The organism is Brevundimonas sp., assembly GCF_041911375.1.
In the GTDB taxonomy this organism is placed as follows: domain Bacteria; phylum Pseudomonadota; class Alphaproteobacteria; order Caulobacterales; family Caulobacteraceae; genus Brevundimonas.
The window spans coordinates 38,319-57,046 of record NZ_JAYRPA010000065.1; the positions used below are offsets into that span (position 1 = coordinate 38,319).

Consider the following 18,728-nt stretch of genomic DNA (forward strand, 5'->3'; position numbering starts at 1 on the left):
GGCGCTTCCCGCCGCTCGCCTTGGATCGCCGATCTGCTATGGGCCTTTCATGACCGACACCCCGTCTACCGTACGCCATAGCCGTTGGGGCCTCTACGCGCCGTTCATCATCCTTTTGGTCCTGCTCGCGGCCTGGACCGCCTGGTGGTTCGTGCTGGCTCGGCAGGTGGAGACGCGCCTGGAGGATCAGGCCGAGCGCCTGCGCCATGGGGGCTGGGACGTGCGCTATGCGGACACCCATGTTTCGGGCTGGCCGTTCCGGGCGCGGGTCGCGGCCCGTCACATCACCCTGGCCGCGCCGTCGGGCCATGCGGTCTCCGCACCGGAACTGGTGGCCGAGGCCAACGCCTATCAGCCGACCAAGTGGGTGGTCGTCGCGCCCCAGGGCCTGGTGCTGGACCGCGCGGGCAAGGGCAAGGTGGCCATCGACGGCGACGCCGTCCGGATGAGCGCCAGCGGGCTGGGTCAGCGCTGGCCGAACCTGGCGCTCGAACTGGTCAATCCGACCTTCACCGCGCATCCCGACAGCGAACCCTTTCCCTTCGCGCGCGCCGCCCGGTTCGAGTTTTACGCGCGCCCGCATGTCGTCGCGGACCAGGCGACGTCGGACGACGTGGACGTGATGATCCGGCTGATCGACGCGCGGGGCCGGCCCGATGGCGCAGTCGAGGGCTTCGCGCAGGAGGGACAGCTGACCACCCAGATCGAGGCGGTGATCGGCAAGGCTTCGACGCTCAGCGGCATGGACCCGGCAGGCGTTTTCTCAGCCTGGACCACAGCGGGCGGCGCGTTCCGCAATGTGCGCGGCGAACTGAAGGCCGGCGACAGCGAGGCTACGTTGAGCAGCGATCTGCTGCGCGCGGACGGGAATGGCCGACTGGTCGGATCGGTCGCCTTCCAGGCGCGGGAGCCCGGGCCGGCCATCGCGGGCTTGGCCGGCGCCCAGACGGGCGTGGCCAATCGGGTCGGGGCCGCCGGCGCAGCAGCCACGGCCGGCGTCGCCCAGGCGGCGGGGCGCGAGTCGATGACGCTGACGGTGGTGTTCCGCGACGGTCGCGCCTGGCTGGGGCCTTTCCCGATCGCCCCGGCGCCGAAGCTGTTTTGATGCTGCGCGAGCCCGAGATCGACGAAGCGCTGACGGCGCTGGATCGCGCCGTGGTCGAGGCCGTGCGGGCGCGGCTGGCGGCGGGCGGCTGGCCGTCGGGCGACGCGGCGGCCATCGCGCTTCGCCCCTTTCTGTCGGGATGCGCCCCGTCCGAGGCGGCGGCCGTCAAGGCGGTCATGGGACGGCTGGAGGCGGCGCGAGCCCCCCTGGTCGCAAGCGGGGGCCTGGCCCAGGGGCTGGCGGCGGATCGTTTCGGTCTGGCCGTGCGTCCGGTCGCGGATGTGGAGGCGGCGCTGAAGGCCGTCGACAACGGCGCGCGCGCGGTTCTGGATCTGGGCGGTCGGCCCTGGTGGGGGCGGCTTCTGGCCCGACCGGACCTCAGGATTGTCGCGGCCCTGCCCGATGACCGGCTGTCACGACCCCAGGCCTTCGTGGTCGCTCGCGAAACGACCGGGCCGACCGGGGACGACCGCAGCTTCTGGGTCACCGACAGCGGCTGGACCGACGCGCGCATCGTCCAGGCGCTGTCCGGCGCGGGACTGGCGGCCGAACCGCTGGCGGCGTCGGGCGGGTTGAAGCTGTTCATGCTGGCGGGCTATGTGCAGGCGGAGGACGGGCGGCTGCACGACGCGCCCGGCTCGCTCAGCGGCGTGATCGGCGCCGCGCCCCTGTTCTGATTTCTCGAGGCCTTTCATGACCGACGCGACCGCTGGCGGCCCCACGCCCAAGCCCGGCATCCTGGATATCGCGCCCTATGTCGGCGGCAAGTCGGCTATCGCCGGCGTCGCCGAGCCGATGAAGCTGTCTTCCAACGAGAACATGCTGGGCGCCGGCGAGAAGGCCCGTGCGGCCTATGAGGCGGCGGTCAGGAACATCCACATCTATCCCGACGGCCGCGCCACCAAGCTGCGCGCCGCCGTGGCCGAGACCCACGGCCTCGAGCCCGAGCGGCTGATCTTCGGCAACGGCTCGGACGAGGTCTTCGCCCTGCTGAACCAGACCTATCTGACGGCGGGCGACAACATCGTCACCGGCCAGTACGGCTTCCTGGCCTATCGCATCAGCGCCATGGCCTGCGAGGCCGAGGTCAAGCTGGCGCCCGAACCGAACTACAAGGCCGAAGTCGACGCCCTGCTGGCCCAGGTCGATGCGCGCACCAAGATCGTCTACGTCTCCAACCCGTCGAACCCGACCGGCAGCTGGAACTCCGGCGAGGAGATCCGCCGCCTGCACGCCGCCCTGCCGTCCCACGTGATCCTGGTGGTGGACGAGGCCTATGCGGAATACGTCACCGAGCCGGACTGGGAGACGGCCTTCCCGCTGGCGCGCGACGCCGAGAACATCGTCGTCACCCGCACCTTCTCCAAGATCCACGGCCTGGGCGGCCTGCGCATCGGTTTCGGCTATGCGCCGCTGAAGGTGGCCGAGGCGATCGACCGCATCCGCCTGCCGTTCAACGTCTCCGTTCCCGGCTTGGAGGCGGCGACGGCGGCCCTGTCGGACGAGGCGCACCAGACGGCGTCGCGTGAGCTGATCGCCAGCTGGAAACCGCGTCTGACCCAGGCCCTCCGCGGCTTCGGTCTGGAGGTCCTGCCCAGCGCCGGCAACTTCGTGCTGGTGGTGTTCGAGAACGCCGAGCGGGCGACGGCGGCGAACGACTATCTGAACTCCAAGGGGATCATCGTGCGGCCGGTCGGCGGATACGGCCTGCCTCAGGCCCTGCGCATCACCATCGGCACCGAAGACCAGAACCGCGCGGTCATCGACGCGCTGAGCGAGTTCGCCGCCGGTTGACGCCTCAGCCGGCGAAGCGGGCGAAGGCCTGCACGACCTGTTCATAGGCCGGGCGTTTGAACGGCACGATCAGGTCGCAGGCCTCCGACAAGGGCCCCCAGCGCCAGGCGTCGAATTCGATGTCGGCGTCCTGGCCCAGGTCGATCTCGCTGTCGTCGCCGGTGAAGCGGAACGCGAACCACTGCTGCTTCTGGCCCGCGAAGCCGCGCCAGGCCTTGGCGTTGTTCATCGCCTCGGGCGGGAAGTCGTAGAGGATCCAGTCGTGGGTGCGGCCCAGGAGCTCGACCGAGCGCACGCCGGTCTCTTCCCTCAACTCCCTCAGGGCGGCGGCTTCCAAGTCTTCGCCTTCGTCGACGCCGCCTTGGGGGAATTGCCAGTTGTAGGGTCCGGGCGTGGCGTGCCGCTGGCCATACCAAACCAGGCCGTCGCGGTTGAACAGCACCACCCCGACGTTGGGGCGGTAACGCGCAAGGTCGCCCATCAGCGGCCGGGCCGCATCGTCATCGCCGAGGCGGGCGCCAGCTGCAGGCCGCGTTGCTCCAGCCCGGCGGTCCAGCGGGCGGCGGTCTCGACCGTCACCGGATAGCTGAAACCGGTCCCCAGCGCCGAGCCCCGGATCTTGGCCTGGGCTTCCAGGCTGTTGAGGGCGGCGATGACGGCGGCGGGCGACTGGGTCTGGTCGATGACTTTGTCGGCGCTGGCGCGGGCCCAGGCGCCGGGGCGACGCTGGAACGAGCCGTCGTCCAGGAAGGCCACGCCGCGCTGGCGCAGATAGGTCAGGAAGGCGCCCATGCCCTGGTCCGACGCGGCGAAGCGGTCGCCCAGATAGTTGGTCACGCCGAAATACCCCGTGGCCCGGCCCAGCAGCCAGTCCAGCTTGGCGTTGATGTCGTCGGGATTGCCGTTGGCCAGCAGGGTGTAGGGGCCGGGATCGTTGTTCGGATAGCCGCTGGGCTCCATCGGCATTTCCAGCATCACCTCGTGCCCCTGGGCGCGGGCCTGGTCGATCCACCCCTGCAGGTTTTCGGCGTAGGGCACGAAGCTCAGGGTCACCTCCGGCGGCAGGCGCTCGATGGCGGCGCGGGTGGTGACAGCGTTAAGGCCCAGCCCGCCGACGATCAGGGCCACGCGCGGCTTGCCGTTCGGGCGGAACGGGCGGGCGTAGGCCTGGGCCGGCACGCGGCCGTCCGGCGCGATCATCGGCAGGGTTCCGGAAGGCCCCTGCTGGAACAGGCCCGCGATCGGCGCCTTGGGCAGGGGCGAAGGCGGATGGGTCGGCACGGTGTAGCCCGCGCCGCCGGCCACGCTGGCGCCGTCGGGCAGGGTGATCAGCGCCTCGCCGCCCGCCGCGCCGCCGAAACCCTCGCCGCCGGCGGCGGTCAGATCCTGATAAAGGCCCATGGCTCCGGCGCTGAAGGCGTCATAGCCGGTGGGCGCGGGGGCTTGGGGCCCGGCTTCGCGCTTCAGGGCCACGCGCGCCGAGGGGGTTCCGGCGCGGGGGTCGCCCAGCACCGTCAGAAACAGGGCGCTGGTCGACAGCAGCAGCAGACCCGCCAGGCCCGCGACGACGGGCGGTTTCTTCAGCGCGGCGGCGACGGGCTTCATCGACAGGCGAGCCCGCGCGCTCGGCGGGGCGCCGGCGGCGGCGGCTAGGGCGGACTGGCGTTTGGCGAACATGGGCAAGGGCGGGGACCGAACGGAATCCTTCGACCGCATCCTTGGACCCAGCCGGTTAAGAAACCCTAACGGCGGGTTCACCATGATCGCCGCTAAAGGCCGTTGTCACGGATCGTGCGTTGACGCGAACGGTCGCGACCCGTTCACATGGCGCTCCGCCTGACGCCTTTCGGATATGCGCCCATGATGAGCCCTGCCGCCGACGACGCCCTGCGAGACGAAGTCCGCCTTCTGGGCGGCATTCTGGGCGACGTCATTCGCGACGAGGGCGGCGAAGCCCTGTTCGATCACGTCGAGGCGGTGCGCCAGGCGTCGATCGCCTATCACCGCGACCCGGCTTCGCATCCCGCCAAGCGGCTGGAAAAGCTGCTGACGGCGATGTCGGCGGATCAGGCGGCGGGGCTGGCCCACGGCTTCGCCCTGTTTTCGCTGCTGGCCAACATCGCCGAGGACCGGGCGACGCGCCGCCGCGCCCAGGCGCAGGCCGAGGCCGGCGCGCGGGCCGATACGCCCGAAGGCATGCTGAAGCGGCTGGCTGAACAGGGGGTCGACCGCGACGCGGTGCGTGACCTGCTGGAGGAGGCGCTGGTCTCGCCGGTCCTGACGGCGCACCCGTCGGAGGTCCGGCGCAAGAGCGTCATCGACCGGATCGCCGCCATCAGCGACATGCTGGACGCCTGCGACCGCGCAGGCGACGCCTGTTCGGCCGCGACGCTGCAGGAACCCCTGCGCCGCCAGATCGTCATCCTGTGGGCCACCCGGCTGGTGCGGTCGCAAGGCCTGGTGGTCCAGGACGAGATCGACACCGTGGTCTCCTTCCTGGATCGCATCTTTCTGCGGGTCGCGCCCAAGCAGCTCGCGGCCTGGAGACGCCTGCTGGATGCGCCGTCGCTGCAGCCCTTCCTGCGGGTGGGGACCTGGGTCGGCGGCGACCGGGACGGCAATCCCAATGTCGACGCCGGGGTGCTCGCCGCCGCCTTTCGCAGCCAGGCGCGCGCGGTGCTGGCCTTCTATCTGGACGAGGTCCACGCCCTTGGCGCGGAACTCAGCCTGGCGGCCGAGCTGGCACAGGTGTCTCCCGCGCTCGCAGCCCTTGCCGACGCGGCGCACGACCTGTCGCCGCATCGGGCCGACGAGCCCTATCGCCGCGCCCTGACCGGCGTCTACGCCCGGCTGGCCGCGACGCACGAGGCGCTGGGCGGCTCGCCGCCCCCGCGCCGGGCGTCGGTTCAGGCCGAGCCCTATACGGGACCGGACGCCTTCGCCGCCGACCTCAAGGTGCTGCACGACAGCCTGGTCGCGCACCACGGCGGCGTCTTCGCCGATGACCGGCTCAGCGATCTGATCGCGGCGGTGGAGGTGTTCGGCTTCCATATGGCGACGCTGGATCTGCGCCAGAACTCCGACGTGCACGAGCGGGTCGTGGCCGACTTGCTTCGCGGCGCCGGCGTCTGCGCGGACTACTGCGCGCTGGACGAGGAGGGGCGGCTGGCGGTCCTGGCGGCCGAACTGGGCTCGCCGCGCCTGTTGTTCAGTCCGTACACGGAATATGCGGCCGAGACGCTGAAGGAGCGCGCCATTCTCCTGGCGGCGGCCGCAGCTCTTGCGTCGTTCGGGCCGCAGGCGATCCGCACCCACATCGTCTCCAAGACCGACGCCGCCTCGGACCTGCTGGAGGTCTATCTGCTGCTGAAGGAGGTTGGTCTGTTCCGCCCCGAGGCGCCGGGCGAATGCCCCGTCCAGGCGGCGCCGCTCTTCGAGACCATTGAGGATCTTCGGGCGTCACGCCCCACGCTGGAACGGCTGCTGAAGGAGCCGTCCGCCCTGGCCGTGGCGAAGGCGCGGGGCGTCCAGGAAGTCATGATCGGCTATTCCGACTCCAACAAGGACGGCTCCTATCTGACGTCGGGGTGGGAGTTGCACGAGGCGTCGCGCGCGCTGGTCGAAGTCACGCGCGCGCAGGGGCTGAAGCTCCAGCTGTTCCACGGTCGCGGGGGCACGGTGGGGCGCGGCGGCGGCTCGGCGTTCGCCGGCGTTCTGGCCCAGCCGGAAGGCACGGTGCAGGGCCGCATCCGCACCACCGAGCAGGGCGAGGTCATCGCCAACAAATATGGCGAGCCCGAGATCGCGCTCAGGAACCTGGACGCCCTGACCTGCGGCGCCGTGCTGGCCTCGCTGGGGCAGGGTCGGGACCAGGAATACACCGCCGCGCACGGCGCTCTGCTGTCCGACCTGTCTTCGGCCTCGATGGCCGCCTATCGCAAGCTGGTCTACGAGACCGACGGCTTCGTGGACTATTACCGGGCCGCCACGCCGATCGCCGAGATCGCCGACCTGAAGATCGGTTCGCGTCCGTCGTCACGGACCGCCTCCACCCGCATCGAGGATCTGCGCGCCATTCCCTGGGTGTTCAGCTGGTCGCAGAGCCGGGTCATGCTGCCCGGCTGGTACGGCTTCGGCTCGGCCGTCGAGGGCCGCGACATGGGCGAACTGAGGGCGATGGCCGAGGCCTGGCCCTTCTTCAAGACCCTGGTCCAGAACATGGAGATGGTCATGGCCAAGGCCGACATGACCGTGGCCCGGCGCTATTCGACCCTGGTCCCGGACGCCTCCCTGGCCGCCCGCATCTACGGCGAGATTCGCGCTGAATGGGATCGCACCCATGCGGCGGTCCTGGCCATCACCGGCCAGGACAAGCTGCTGGGCGGCCAACCGGAGCTGGACCGACTGATCCGGCTGCGCATGCCCTATGTCGAGCCGTTGAACCACGTGCAGATCGAGCTGATCCGGCGCCGTCGCGCGGGCGACGAGGACCCCCGAGTGCGCGAAGGCATACTGCTGGCCATCAACGGCGTGGCGGCCGGGCTCAGGAACAGCGGCTGATCACAGCCATCGTGTCCGCTTGAAGGTGACGTAGAGCGCGGCGCAGACCACGGCGATCAGTCCCATGACGTAGGCGTAGCCGTAGCGCCAGTGCAGTTCGGGCATGAAGTCGAAGTTCATGCCGTAGATGCCGGCGATCGCCGTCGGCACGGCCAGTATGGCGGCCCAGGCGGCCAGTTTGCGCGTGATCAGGCCCTGCCTCTGCTGCTCGAGCAGGTTGGCGACCTCGAACACCGAGGACAGGATGTCGTTCAGCCCGTTGAGCCGGCTGTTCACTCGCCGCACGTGGTCGGAGACGTCGCGGAAGTAGGGTCGGACGTCCGGGTCGATGCAGGGCAGATCCAGCGACTGCAGCTTGCCGGCCACCTCCTCCATCGGGCCCAGGATGCGTCGAAACTTCAGCAGTTCGCGGCGCAGGGTGAACAGCCGTCGGATCTCGTGCCGGCTGAGGAAGGCGTCCAGCGTCTTCTGCTCCAGGGCCAGGACGCTGTCCTCGGAAGCGTCGACGATCGGGACATAGGCGTCCACGACGAAATCCAGCACCCCGTGCAGCACATAGTCTGGCCCGGCGCGAAGCTGCCTCGGCGAGGCCTCCAGCAGGCTGCGCAGCGCCGTGTGGGTCCGCGCCGAGCCGTGGCGGATGGTGATGACGTGGTCGTCGCCGACGAAGATGTGCGTCTCGCCGTATTCGATATGGTCTTCGACCTTCTCGGCGGTTCGGGCGACCACGAAGAGTTCGTGGCCATAGACCTCGACCTTGGGCATCTGGTGGGCCGAAAGGGCGTCCTCGACCGCCAGGGGGTGGAGCTGGAACCGCTCCACCAGAACCGCCAGTTCCTGGTCGGTCGGATCGTAGAGGCCGGCCCAAACGAACTCGTCGGGCCCCAGGGCCAGGCCTTCCGGCGTCAGCGGCGCCTCGCGAACGCGACGGCCGTCCTTATAGACGTAGGAGGCGATGACGGTCATGGCGGGGCCTCGCGGGATCGATCCTCCGACTTAGGCGCGCCAAGGTTAAAACAAAACGGCCGGCGGATCGCTCCGCCGGCCGAAATGCTGACCCGTTCAACCAGGCCTAAGTCGCCCGATGGACGTCAGGCCCTAGGAAGTCGGGAAGCCGCGCACGCGCAGCAGGGCCGCAACGTCCGGGTCGCGACCGCGGAACTGACGATAGGCCTCGGCGCGGTCTGTGGTGTTGCCCGGCGCCAGCATGATCGACTTGAAGCGGCCGGCGATGTCCGGATTGAACACGTCGCCCGACTCCTCGAAATAGGCCCAGGTGTCGGCGTCCATCACTTCCGACCACAGATAGCTGTAGTAGCCGGCCGAGTAGGCGTCGGACGTGAACAGGTGATTGAACTGCGGCAGGCGGTGCCGCATCACGATCTCCTTGGGCATGCCGATGCGCGCCAGGCTGGCCTTCTCGAAGGCGTCGATGTCGGTCGGCGGCGTGGCCTGGGTGTGCAGGTCCATGTCGACGATGGCCGAAGACAGGTAGCTGACGGTCGCATAGCCCTGGTTGAAGGTGTTGGACGCCTCGATCTTGGCGACCAGTTCCTGCGGCATCGGCTGGCCGGTCTCGACGTGCTTCAGATAGCCGTCCAGGACCGGGCGGCTCAGCACCCAGTGCTCGTGCACCTGCGACGGATACTCGACGAAGTCGCGCGGGGTGTTGCCCAGCGACGGATAGACGACCTGCGACGCGAAATAGTGCAGGGCGTGGCCGAACTCGTGGAACAGGGTCTCGGCGTCGTCCAGCGAGATCAGCACCGGATCGCCGTCGGGCGCCTTGACGAAGTTGTTGTTGTTGGAGCCCAGCACGTTCTCGGCGCCGTCATAGGTCGAATGGGCGCGATAGGTGTTCATCCAGGCGCCGGAACGCTTGCCCGGCCGGGCGTAGTCGTCGGCGTAGAACAGGCCGACCGGCTCTCCGTGGTCCTTGACCGCATAGACCACGACGTCCTCGTGGAAGACCGGCACGGTTCCGGGCGCCAGGCGCTCGAAGGTGAAGCCGTACAAGCGCTCGGCCATGTAGAAGGAGCCGGCGCGCACATTGTGCAGCTCGAAGTACGGCTTCAGCTGGTTCTGATCCAGGTCGTACTTTTGCTTCCGCACCTTTTCGGCGAAGTACAGATAGTCCCACGGCTCGATGTCGTGGCCGGCGATGGCGCGCATGTCGGCCACCTCTTCCGCGACGCGGGCCTTGGCCGGCGCCCAGACGCGCATCATCAGGTCGTTCGCCGCGGCCGGGGTCTTGGCCATGGTGTCCTGCATCCGCCATTCGGCGTGGTTCCTGAAGCCCAGCAGCTTGGCGCGCTGGTCGCGCAAGCGCACGATCTCGGCGATGGTGGCGTTGGTGTCGTTGGCGTCGCCATTGTCGCCGCGGTTGACGAACTTTTTCCACACCTGCTCGCGCAGGGCCCGGTCGTCGCCGAAGGTCAGGAAGGGATCGACGCTGGATCGGGTGTTCAGGATCGCCCAGCCCTGCAGGTTGCGGCTGCGCGCGGCGGCCGCGGCCGCCGTCTTGTTCGACGCCGGCAGGCCCGCGACGCCCGCCTCGTTGGGGATCAGGGTCCAGCTGTTCTCGTCGGCGACCACCTTCTGGCCGAAGCCCGTGAAGGCGTTGGTCAGGGCGGTGTTGATGCGGCCCAGTTCAGCCTTGCCGGCGGCGTCCAGCGCGGCGCCGTTGCGAACGTAGGCGTCGCGGGCGCGCGTCGCGATGCGCGTCTGCTGGGCGTTCAGCCCGGCAGCGCGCGCGCCGTCAGCGACGGCCTTGATGCGCTGGAACAGCTTGTCGTTGAAGGTGATTTCGTCGCCTGCGGCCGACAGGACGGGCGAGACTTCGGTCTCCAGCGCATCCCATTCGTCGCCGCCGATGTTGGACGTCATGACGCCGAACAGGGTCAGGGCGCGGTCCAGCGGCTCGCCCGCCATCATCATCGCCACAGAGGTGTTGGCGAAGGTCGGCGCGTCCGGGTTGTCGGCGATGGCGGCGATCTCGGCGCGCTGCAGTTCGATGCCTTCCAGGATGGCCTCGCGAAGCTTGGCGGGGGTGACCTTGTCCCAGGGCGGAACGCCGCCATAGGGGCCGGTCCACGCCTGCAGCAGCTCGGCGCGCGGGGTCTGCGCAGGCAGGACCGCACGGGCGGCCGCCGCTTCCTCGGCCAGGCCGGCGGGGCTCGTTCCGCCCATGCCGCCCATGCCCGCGCTGGCGCAGCCCGCGACCATCATCAGGCCTGCGCCGCCAAGGAGAAGGTGTCGTCTAAGCATCGAATGTTCCTTGCTGGGATCATGTTGCGCGGACCCTAGACCCCTGGGGACGGTCCGTCACATGACAGGCCTGTAATTAATCGTCGCGCTTTCGTCGCGCTTTCCGGCCGACGGCCATTGAGGGCGCCCGCCGCCCGGTCTAAAGCCGCCTGATGGCCATCGGCGTATTCGACTCCGGCGTGGGCGGGCTGACCGTTCATCGCGAACTGACGCGACGTTTCCCGACGCGGGATTTCGTCTATCTGGCCGATCAGGCCAACGCGCCCTACGGCGGCCGAGGCGGCGAGGAGATCGTGGACCTGACCCGCGCCGGCTGCGAACGCCTGTTCGAGGCGGGCGCCTCGGTGATCGTCCTGGCCTGCAACACGGCCAGCGCCATCGCCCTGCGCCGCCTCCAGCAGACCTGGGTCCCGTCGCTGACGCAGCGGCTCGGACGGCCCGTCAATATTCTGGGCATCATCGTCCCGACCATCGAAGCGGCCACCGGCCTGCCCTGGTCGTTCGAGGCCGAGCGGCCGCAGGAGGGCGAGAAGGTCGCCGCCATCGACATCACCGGCGTCTTCTGCACCGCCGCCACGGCGATGAGCCGCGTCTACGAGATCGAGATCGACAAGCGGCGCGAGGATCTGGCGGTCTTCTCCGAGGCCTGTCCAGGCCTGGCGGGGCTGATCGAACTGGGGGCGCCGGAGGACGAGTTGAAGCTGGTGGTCGACGGCCATGTCGACGCCCTGCGTCGCCGGATCGGGCGTTATCCCGACAAGGCCATCCTCGGCTGCACCCACTACGAGATCGTGGCGCCCCTGTTCGCCGCCGCCCTGCCGCCGGGCACGGGACTGATCCATCAGCCGACCGCCGTCGCGGACGCCCTGGACCGCTATTTCGCGCGCCATCCCGAATACGACCTGGGCCAGGACGCCCGGCGCGACTTCCTGACCACCGGTCAGGCGGGGCCGCAGTCCGATCTGGTCGCCCAGTTCTGGGGCGCGCCGCTGACGTTCGCGCAGGCCTAGCAGCCGGGACAGTCCGGCAGGGGCGCGGTCTCCAGCTGAACGGTCGTGTGACCGATCGAGAACCGGCGCGCCACCGCCTGGGCCTCGATCAGCAGGGCGTCGGCGTCCACGCGCTCGTGCACCAGATGCACGGTCAGCGCCGCCTCGGTGGTGGACAGGCCCCAGACGTGCAGGTCGTGAACGGCCCCGACGCCGGGCAGGCCGGCCAGGGCCTGCTCCAGGCCCCGGACATCGACGCCGCTGGGCGCCCCGTCCATGGCCAGGTTGACCGAATCCTTCAGCAGGCCCCACGTCGAGATCAGGATGACCGCCACGATGTCCAGGCTGACCAGCGGGTCGATCAGGGCCCAGCCGGTCCACAGGATCGCCGCGCCCGCTAGAACCACGCCCAGCGACACGCCGGCGTCGGCCATCATGTGCAGATAGGCGCCGCGCGCGTTCAGGTCGTGCTGGGACTTCATGAACAGCAGCGCCGTGCCCAGGTTGATGGCGAAGCCTATCCCGGCCACCGCCATGATGGTCGTCGATCCGACCGGCGCGGGCTCGGCGAAGCGGCGGACGGCCTCGAACGCGATCGCCCCGCAGGCGAAGATCAGCAGCAGGGCGTTGCCCAGCGCCGCCAGCACCGTGGCCTTGCCATAGCCGTAGGTGCGCCTGCCGCCCGCGATCCCGTGCGCGCCGCGCCGCGCCAGCCAGGCCGCCCCGCCGGCCATGGCCAGGCCCAGCACATCGGAAAGATTGTGTCCCGCGTCGGCCATCAAGGCGGTGGAATCCGCGATCACCCCGGCGGTGAACTCGCAGATGACGAAGGCCAGATTGACGACCAAGCCGACGGCGTAGCGCCAGTCGCCGGTGTCGACAGGACGGTGGACGTGCCCATGCCCGTGATGATGATGGCCGTGGCCGTGGTCATGAGCGTGACTGTGGTCGTGGTGGGCGTGGGAGTGGACCATGCCTGGACCCTAGTGCTGGTGGGTCGCCACGAGAAGCCCCAGTGCGATCAGCGCCAGTCCCAGGACCGCCCCTTCATAGCGCGCCCAGCGTTCCAGCCTCAGGATCGACGCGCCGGCGCTGGCTAGGGCGGTGAAGACCGCCATGCCCAGAACGGTCCCGACCGCGAAGGTCAGAGTCAGAAGCGCCAGGGCGGCCACGCCCTCGGACGACGCCGAAAGATAGATCGGCAGCAGCACCTCGCCCGGCGACACGGCCATCATCGCCACCAGGCCTAGGAAGGCCGCCCGATCCGAAACGGCCGGTTCGGCCTCTGTCAGGGCCGGGCCTCCGGCCGGCGCGGGGCGCCTCAGGGTGGCGCGGGTCAGGTAGAAGGCGCCGAACAGGAACAGCAGCACGGCGGACAGGTGCGGCAGCAGGCCTTCGACCCATTGATCCAGCGCCAGACCCGCCGCCACGATCAGGCCGCCGACCACCGCCGTGGTCGTGATGTGCGCCAGGCCGGCGGCGATCACGGCCAGAAGAGTGCGCGGCGCCGCCCAGCGCTGGGCGCGCCCGACAAGGACGAACGGCAGCCAATGCGTCGGCAGGGCTGCATGCAGGAAGGCCGCCACGAAGCCGCCGCCCAGCAGGGACAGCATGACGGACTGTTCGGCGGGGGGAACCATGGGCCGCCTATAGCTTGTTATTTTATAACAGTCGAGGGGTCACTCGCCGACGATCTTCAGCGCCGCCGCCAGAGCCTCGGGCGCGTGCCGGACGGCGGCGCCGCGCCCCCAGACCGGGTCCGGCCACAGCGCGTCGTCGCGCCGCCGGCCGACGACATGGACGTGCAACTGGGCGGTCACATTGCCGATGGCGGCGACGTTCAGCTTGTCGAGGGGACGACCTGCGAGCTCGCCCAGACGCCGCGCCAGCGCCCCGGCGCGCACGGACTCCTCCATCAGCGCCGCCCGCTGGTCGGGGGGCAGATGGTCAAGCTCGGTCGCGCCGGGCAGCCGTGGGATAAGGATCAGCCAGGGAAAGCGGGCGTCGTCCTGAAGCCGCACATGGCACAGCGGCCATTCGGCGGCCGGGACGGATCCGGCCGCGAAGGCGGGATCGACGGCGAAGGCCCGGTCCGTCATTCCAGGCCGTAGATGACGCAGGCGCTGTCGGTCAGGGTCTGCAGCGGCGGCTGAAGCGCAAGGCGCGCGGCCTCGATCTCAGCTTCGGTCGGCGCAGGGGCGCCGGGCGGCGGGGGAGGCGGCGGGGGCGGGGGCGCAAACGCCGAGCGCTGAACGCGCGAGCCGGTCACCACCACTTCATCGACGGTCGTCTCCTGCCCGCCGCCCGAGGCGTACGACGGCCAGCCGGCCAGGACGTCGGTCTGGCACACGCGACCGGTCGGATCGATCACCCGCACCCGACCCAGGGTCGCGCCGGCGTTCTCGGCCGCCGCCTGGGCGCGGCGGCGGGCGTCCTTCATCGCCTCGGCGGCCAGATTGGCCTTCCAGCTGTTCTCCGGCTCCAGGCCGAAGCCGACCCGGCTGATGGAGCTGGGCCTGGAGGCGACCAGGGTGGCGTAGACACGTTCGACCAGCGCCACGTCGCGGATCGTCACATTGACCGAGGCGTCGGCCTGGTAGCGGGCGATGCGGTCGGCGCGCGTGTTGTCGCGCAACACGCCGTTCTCGTCGCGGTACTGGTCGTAGAGCGGTCGCGTCGTGACCGAGGTCTCGACCCGCACCTTGTCGGGGCCATAGCCCGCGAGAGCCCGGCTGAGCGCCCGCACCTGATCGGCGGCGGCGCGCGAGGCGTCGGCCACGCTGCGGTCGACGGCCTGGAAGTTGGCGGACACCGAGGCGCGGTTGGCCTGCAGCTCGACGCGGACCTGACCGATGGAGGCGATCACCGGTTCGCGCATCCACCAGGGCGCCGGCACATAGCGGTCGCCGATCGTCGCCGGCGGCGTCTGGGCCAGGACCGGCGCGGCGGGAACCGCGAAGATGGGGATCAGGGCCAGCAGCAGCGCGCGACGCATGAGCATTCCTCCGTTTGGACCGACCTTCGCAGTCCGCGCGCGGCCCGTAAAGCGAGGTTCTTGCGACAGTCGCCGCAGGGGTCTAGACCGCCGCCACGATTCATCCTTTCGCACACGCAACAACCGGAGACATCCATGGCTCGCGCGAAGATCGCCCTCATCGGCGCCGGCATGATCGGCGGCACCCTGGCCCACGTGGCCGCGCGGGAAGCGCTGGGCGACGTCATCCTGTTCGACATCGCCGAAGGCACCCCCCAGGGCAAGGCGCTGGACATCGCCGAGGCCTCAGCCGTCTTCGGCCAGGACGTGGCCCTGAAGGGCGCGAACGACTACGCCGACATCGCCGGCGCCGACGTCTGCATCGTCACCGCCGGCGTGCCGCGCAAGCCGGGCATGAGCCGCGACGACCTGATCGGCATCAACCTGAAGGTCATGAAGGCCGTCGGCGAGGGCATCAAGGCCCACGCTCCGAACGCCTTTGTCATCTGCATCACCAACCCGCTCGACGCCATGGTGTGGGCGCTGCAGAAGTTCTCGGGCCTGCCCAAGGAGAAGGTCGTCGGCATGGCCGGCGTGCTCGACTCGGCGCGCTTCGCCTACTTCCTGGCCGAAAAGACCGGCGTGTCGGTGCAGGACATCCACGCCTGGACCCTGGGCGGCCACGGCGACGACATGGTGCCGATGGTGCGCCACTCGACGGTCGGCGGCCTGCCCCTGCCGGACGCGGTCAAGGCCGGCTTCCTGTCGCAGGACGAGCTGGACGCCATCGTCGACCGCACCCGCAAGGGCGGCGGCGAGATCGTGGCCCTGCTGAAGACCGGCTCGGCCTTCTACGCCCCGGCGGAATCGGCCATCGCCATGGCCAAGTCCTATCTGCTGGACCAGAAGCGCGTCCTGCCCTGCGCCGTCTGGCTGTCGGGCGAATACGGCCTGTCGGACCTCTACGTCGGCGTGCCGGCCCTGATCGGCGCCGGCGGCGTCGAGAAGGTGGTCGAGTTCGCGACCAACGACGAAGAGAAGGCGATGTTCGAAAAGTCCGTCGCCTCGGTCCAGGGCCTGCTGCAGGCCTGCAAGGACATCGACTCCTCGCTGGCCTGACGTCGGCCCGATACGAGAAGAACAAGGGCCGCGGAGCGATCCGCGGCCCTTCGTCTGTCAGCTCCCGCTTGAAAAGCGCATCACGCCGATCAGACCCGCGCGCCAGACGCCTTCGTCGTCGACCAGCGGGCTGTCCTTCGTGTCGCCCAGGCGCTGCTCGTAGTTGAGGAAGCCGCCGACGCCGAACCGATCGCCGATCGGGACGGCCAGGAAGGCCACGGCACCGGCGCCGGACAGCCCGCCCGAAGCTTCGTAAGGCGCGTAGCCGCTGCCGGGCGCCTGCTCTGGCGTGACCCCGAAGTAGCGCTGGATACGGTCGTCGTCGCCGCCGGTGACATAGCCCGACACCCGCAGCAGGCCCACGGGCGTGATGCGTTGATGGCCGACCGAGGCGAAATACTGCATGCCCGCGTCATCGCCGGACACGTCCTGGGCGATGCGGCCGCCGATGACGACGCCGCCCAGCCGCTTGTAGGCGTAGAGCGCCGCGTCGGCGCCGAACTCGGGCCGCTCCAGGCTGGAGCCCTCGATGTCGCCGGCGGCGAAGCGCGGGCGCAACTGGACCCCGGCGCGGAAGTCATCCGTCTTGAGCGCGTTCCAGCCCAGGCCGTCCAGGCCGTTGGCGTAGACGATGTCGCGATAGTTGGCCGAGCCCCAGGCGGTGAAGTTGACGTCGTCGCCGGTGTTCCCCGTGGCGCTGAAGCCGTGCGTGACGCCCCCGCCGACGTCGACCCGCCAGGCCCTGGGCGCCTCGACCTGTTCGTAGGGCTGCGATTGCGCCAGGGCGGAACCGGCGAAGGCGGCGAAGGCGGCGGACAGGAGAAGCGTGCGAAGCGACATGAAACGGCCTTGGGCGATCAGGGTGCGCCCGGCCGGGGAGGCTCAGGCCGGACCAGAATGCGCAAGCGCCGCCTTTGGCTCCAACAGATCGGCCGAGGCGCTCTCGACGCGATCTTCCAGCAACGCCATCATGGGGCCGCGCTTCAACTGGGCCGGGATGGGCTCCAGGAATTCGAACACGACCACGCCCGGATATCGGCGGAAACCGTGGGCGGGCCAGCAGACGCCGGAGTTGGTGGCGACGGGCCAGCAGGGCCCCGCCAGATCGCGGTAGATGGCGGCGACGCCCGGCTTGTAGTCGCCGGGGACGCCCGGCGCGTTACGGGTGCCTTCCGGGAAGATGACGATCTGGCGGCCTTCGTCCAGCCGGGCGCGCGCCTGGCGCGTCATGTCCTTCAAAGCCTTGGCGTGGCCAGCCCGGTCCACCGCGATCATCTTCGTCTTCCAGGCGAACCACCCGAAGAAGGGCAGCGGCATCAGCTCCTTCTTCATAACGAAACAGGCGTCGGGCAGCACAGCCAGCAGGGCGACGATGTCGAGCATGCCCTGGTGTTTGGAGGCGACCAGGGCGGCGCCGGAGGGGGCGTGCTCCAGGCCGCGGAACTCCACCTTCACGCCGGCGATCCAGCGCAGGCCGAACAGCACCGTCCTGGCCCAGGCCTTGGCCACCCCTTGGGCGTAGCGGTGCGGCATCAGCAGCGCCGGCGACAGGCCGATCGCGAAGACCGGCATCGACAGATAGAGCCACAGGGTGAAGAGCAGGGACCGAAGGGTGTTCACTAAGCCGCAGCCTTTTCAGCAGAGGGTCTGGCCAGGGGCGTGTCGCGGGTTAGGCGCTCGAAGCCCTCCCGGCCCAGGGCGGCCAGATACTTCATGTACTCCAGCGTCATGCGTCGCGCCGTCACCGCCGCGCGCCACCAGCGGGCGTTGTCCAGCGAGGGCGTCGACACGGCATAGGGCGTCAGTCGAACGCCGGGAAGGGCGCCGCGGATCTCCACCAGGGAACGCGGCATATGGTAGTCGGAGGTGACGACGATCAGGTCGTCATAGCCCTTGGCGCGGGCCCAGGCGGCGATCTCCTGAGCGTTGCCGACGGTGTCCTCGGCCTCGAAGCCCAGGTCGACGCAGCAGTTGAACAGGCGGCTGGAGCCCGGGGTCAGCTCGCGCAGTTCGCGGCGGCGGACCTCGCGGTTGACGCCCGAGATCAGCACGCGCTGGCCCTTGCCCTGCTCGAGCAGGCGAATGGCGGCGTTGACCCGCTCGGCCGAGGGGCCGGTCAGGGCGACGATGGCGTCGGCGCGCGTCGGCTCGTCGGCCGGCGTCAGCCCCCGCACCCGATCGGCGAAGGCGAACAGCCCGACCAGCCAGATCAGGGCGACGATGGCGATGATGACCAGCAGCCTCATCCGTCTTCCCTGTCCGCGCCCAGAACCTTCATGGCGGCGAATCTGGCCGCGAGAACCGCCACAGTAGCGGCCAGCAGCGGGCAAGGCGAGAGCAGCAACAGGTCGCTCCACGCCAGCGGCAAGGCCTGGGTCAGCCCCTGCGAACCGCCCAGGAAGCGCAGGAAGGCCAGCAGCAGGGCCGCCAGCCCCGCGCCGATCGCACCGGCGGCGAGGGCCAGCAGGCCGAAGCGGCGCATGAACAGGGCGGCGATCGCGCCGTCGGTGGCGCCGTTCAGGCTCAGAGTCTGGATGACGGTCCGGCCAGCGGCCAGTCCCGCGCGGGTGGCGTAGGCGATGGCGGCCCCCGCGGCGAAGGCGGTCGCCAGGAAGGCGGCGCCGGCGAGCGCGGCGATCAGGGCGGCCGAGCGTTCCACCTCGGCGCGCCAAAGGCTGTGATCGTCGACGCTGGCGTCCAGCCCCGCCTCGGCCAGGGCGCGGCTCAGGGTGACCGCGCTCGCCGGCGCATCAGGGTCCAGCCGCACCGTCACCAGGAAGGGCAGGGGCAGGTCGGGCAGGACGGCGTCGCCCAGCCACGGCCGCAACAGCTCCTCGGCCGCCTCGCGCTCCAGGGCGGCGGCCTCCTCGACCCCGTCGACGCCGGCCAGGGTCTCGGCGGCCCGGGCGGCGGCGGTGGC

Annotated in this window: 18 protein-coding genes; 6 read left to right on the top strand and 12 right to left on the bottom strand. The window is 70.1% G+C overall.

The features are described from left to right. The first annotated feature begins 49 nt into the window (after positions 1 to 49). From ACE3PU_RS11260 to hisC, 3 genes are read left to right on the top strand one after another with little or no spacing between them, the layout of a single operon-like run. Entirely contained in the window at positions 50 to 1,105 is a 1,056-nt protein-coding gene (locus tag ACE3PU_RS11260) for a DUF2125 domain-containing protein (RefSeq protein WP_374389760.1), read from the top strand. Continuing rightward, on the top strand, positions 1,105 to 1,782 hold the full coding sequence (locus tag ACE3PU_RS11265) for a hypothetical protein (protein WP_374389762.1): 678 nt from the start codon (positions 1,105 to 1,107) through the stop codon (positions 1,780 to 1,782). Before ACE3PU_RS11260 ends, ACE3PU_RS11265 begins: the two co-directional genes overlap by 1 nt. A 16-nt stretch (positions 1,783 to 1,798) precedes the next feature. Further along, entirely contained in the window at positions 1,799 to 2,899 is a 1,101-nt protein-coding gene (gene hisC / locus ACE3PU_RS11270) for a histidinol-phosphate transaminase (protein WP_374389764.1), read from the top strand. Positions 2,900 to 2,903: 4 nt separating this feature from the next. On the opposite strand, the gene ACE3PU_RS11275 is transcribed toward hisC, so the two are convergent. Beyond that, complete coding sequence (locus ACE3PU_RS11275; RefSeq protein WP_374389766.1) at positions 2,904 to 3,380, bottom strand: RNA pyrophosphohydrolase; 477 nt, start codon at positions 3,378 to 3,380, stop codon at positions 2,904 to 2,906. After that, a complete protein-coding gene (locus ACE3PU_RS11280; RefSeq protein ID WP_374389768.1) occupies positions 3,380 to 4,576 on the bottom strand; it encodes a divergent polysaccharide deacetylase family protein in 1,197 nt (398 codons plus the stop codon). The genes ACE3PU_RS11275 and ACE3PU_RS11280 overlap by 1 nt, the downstream gene beginning before the upstream one ends. Before the next feature lie 186 nt (positions 4,577 to 4,762). Here ACE3PU_RS11280 and ppc point away from each other — a divergent pair, with 186 nt between their 5' ends. Further along, a complete protein-coding gene (gene ppc / locus ACE3PU_RS11285) occupies positions 4,763 to 7,459 on the top strand; it encodes a phosphoenolpyruvate carboxylase (protein WP_374389770.1) in 2,697 nt (898 codons plus the stop codon). Here the strand turns inward: ppc and ACE3PU_RS11290 are convergent, their stop codons facing one another. Together ACE3PU_RS11290 and ACE3PU_RS11295 are read right to left on the bottom strand one after the other, a co-directional pair. Beyond that, complete coding sequence (locus ACE3PU_RS11290) at positions 7,460 to 8,425, bottom strand: magnesium and cobalt transport protein CorA (RefSeq protein ID WP_374389772.1); 966 nt, start codon at positions 8,423 to 8,425, stop codon at positions 7,460 to 7,462. It abuts the gene before it with no gap. Positions 8,426 to 8,557: 132 nt separating this feature from the next. Next, positions 8,558 to 10,726 carry a M3 family metallopeptidase gene (locus ACE3PU_RS11295; protein ID WP_374389774.1) on the bottom strand — a complete coding sequence of 723 codons (2,169 nt, stop codon included), beginning with the start codon at positions 10,724 to 10,726 and terminating at the stop codon, positions 8,558 to 8,560. 152 nt (positions 10,727 to 10,878) lie between these two features. Between ACE3PU_RS11295 and ACE3PU_RS11300 the strand changes: the two genes are divergently transcribed. Further along, on the top strand, positions 10,879 to 11,736 hold the full coding sequence (locus ACE3PU_RS11300; protein ID WP_374389776.1) for a glutamate racemase: 858 nt from the start codon (positions 10,879 to 10,881) through the stop codon (positions 11,734 to 11,736). Here the strand turns inward: ACE3PU_RS11300 and ACE3PU_RS11305 are convergent. From ACE3PU_RS11305 to ACE3PU_RS11320, 4 genes are read right to left on the bottom strand one after another with little or no spacing between them, the layout of a single operon-like run. Continuing rightward, positions 11,733 to 12,689 carry a cation diffusion facilitator family transporter gene (locus ACE3PU_RS11305; protein WP_374389778.1) on the bottom strand — a complete coding sequence of 319 codons (957 nt, stop codon included), beginning with the start codon at positions 12,687 to 12,689 and terminating at the stop codon, positions 11,733 to 11,735. The genes ACE3PU_RS11300 and ACE3PU_RS11305 overlap by 4 nt on opposite strands. 9 nt (positions 12,690 to 12,698) lie before the next feature. Further along, positions 12,699 to 13,355, bottom strand: coding sequence for a hypothetical protein (locus ACE3PU_RS11310; RefSeq protein WP_374389780.1), 657 nt, complete (start codon positions 13,353 to 13,355; stop codon positions 12,699 to 12,701). Between the two features lie 39 nt (positions 13,356 to 13,394). After that, on the bottom strand, positions 13,395 to 13,814 hold the full coding sequence (locus ACE3PU_RS11315; RefSeq protein WP_374389782.1) for an HIT domain-containing protein: 420 nt from the start codon (positions 13,812 to 13,814) through the stop codon (positions 13,395 to 13,397). Continuing rightward, on the bottom strand, positions 13,811 to 14,710 hold the full coding sequence (locus tag ACE3PU_RS11320; protein WP_374389784.1) for an SIMPL domain-containing protein: 900 nt from the start codon (positions 14,708 to 14,710) through the stop codon (positions 13,811 to 13,813). The genes ACE3PU_RS11315 and ACE3PU_RS11320 overlap by 4 nt, the downstream gene beginning before the upstream one ends. Positions 14,711 to 14,845: 135 nt before the next feature. On the opposite strand from ACE3PU_RS11320, the gene mdh reads away from it, so the two are divergent. Further along, entirely contained in the window at positions 14,846 to 15,808 is a 963-nt protein-coding gene (mdh, locus tag ACE3PU_RS11325; RefSeq protein WP_374389786.1) for a malate dehydrogenase, read from the top strand. Between the two features lie 57 nt (positions 15,809 to 15,865). Here the strand turns inward: mdh and ACE3PU_RS11330 are convergent, their stop codons facing one another. The 4 genes from ACE3PU_RS11330 to ACE3PU_RS11345 all read right to left on the bottom strand — a co-directional run. Then, a complete protein-coding gene (locus tag ACE3PU_RS11330; RefSeq protein ID WP_374389788.1) occupies positions 15,866 to 16,648 on the bottom strand; it encodes a MipA/OmpV family protein in 783 nt (260 codons plus the stop codon). Between the two features lie 42 nt (positions 16,649 to 16,690). After that, positions 16,691 to 17,428: a lysophospholipid acyltransferase family protein gene (locus ACE3PU_RS11335; protein WP_374389790.1), complete on the bottom strand. Its 738-nt coding sequence runs from the start codon at positions 17,426 to 17,428 to the stop codon at positions 16,691 to 16,693. Then, entirely contained in the window at positions 17,428 to 18,054 is a 627-nt protein-coding gene (locus tag ACE3PU_RS11340) for a YdcF family protein (protein ID WP_374389792.1), read from the bottom strand. The genes ACE3PU_RS11335 and ACE3PU_RS11340 overlap by 1 nt, the downstream gene beginning before the upstream one ends. Then, a partial coding sequence (locus tag ACE3PU_RS11345) for an FtsX-like permease family protein (RefSeq protein ID WP_374389794.1) occupies positions 18,051 to 18,728 on the bottom strand: 678 nt, incomplete at its 5' end. The genes ACE3PU_RS11340 and ACE3PU_RS11345, both read right to left, overlap by 4 nt.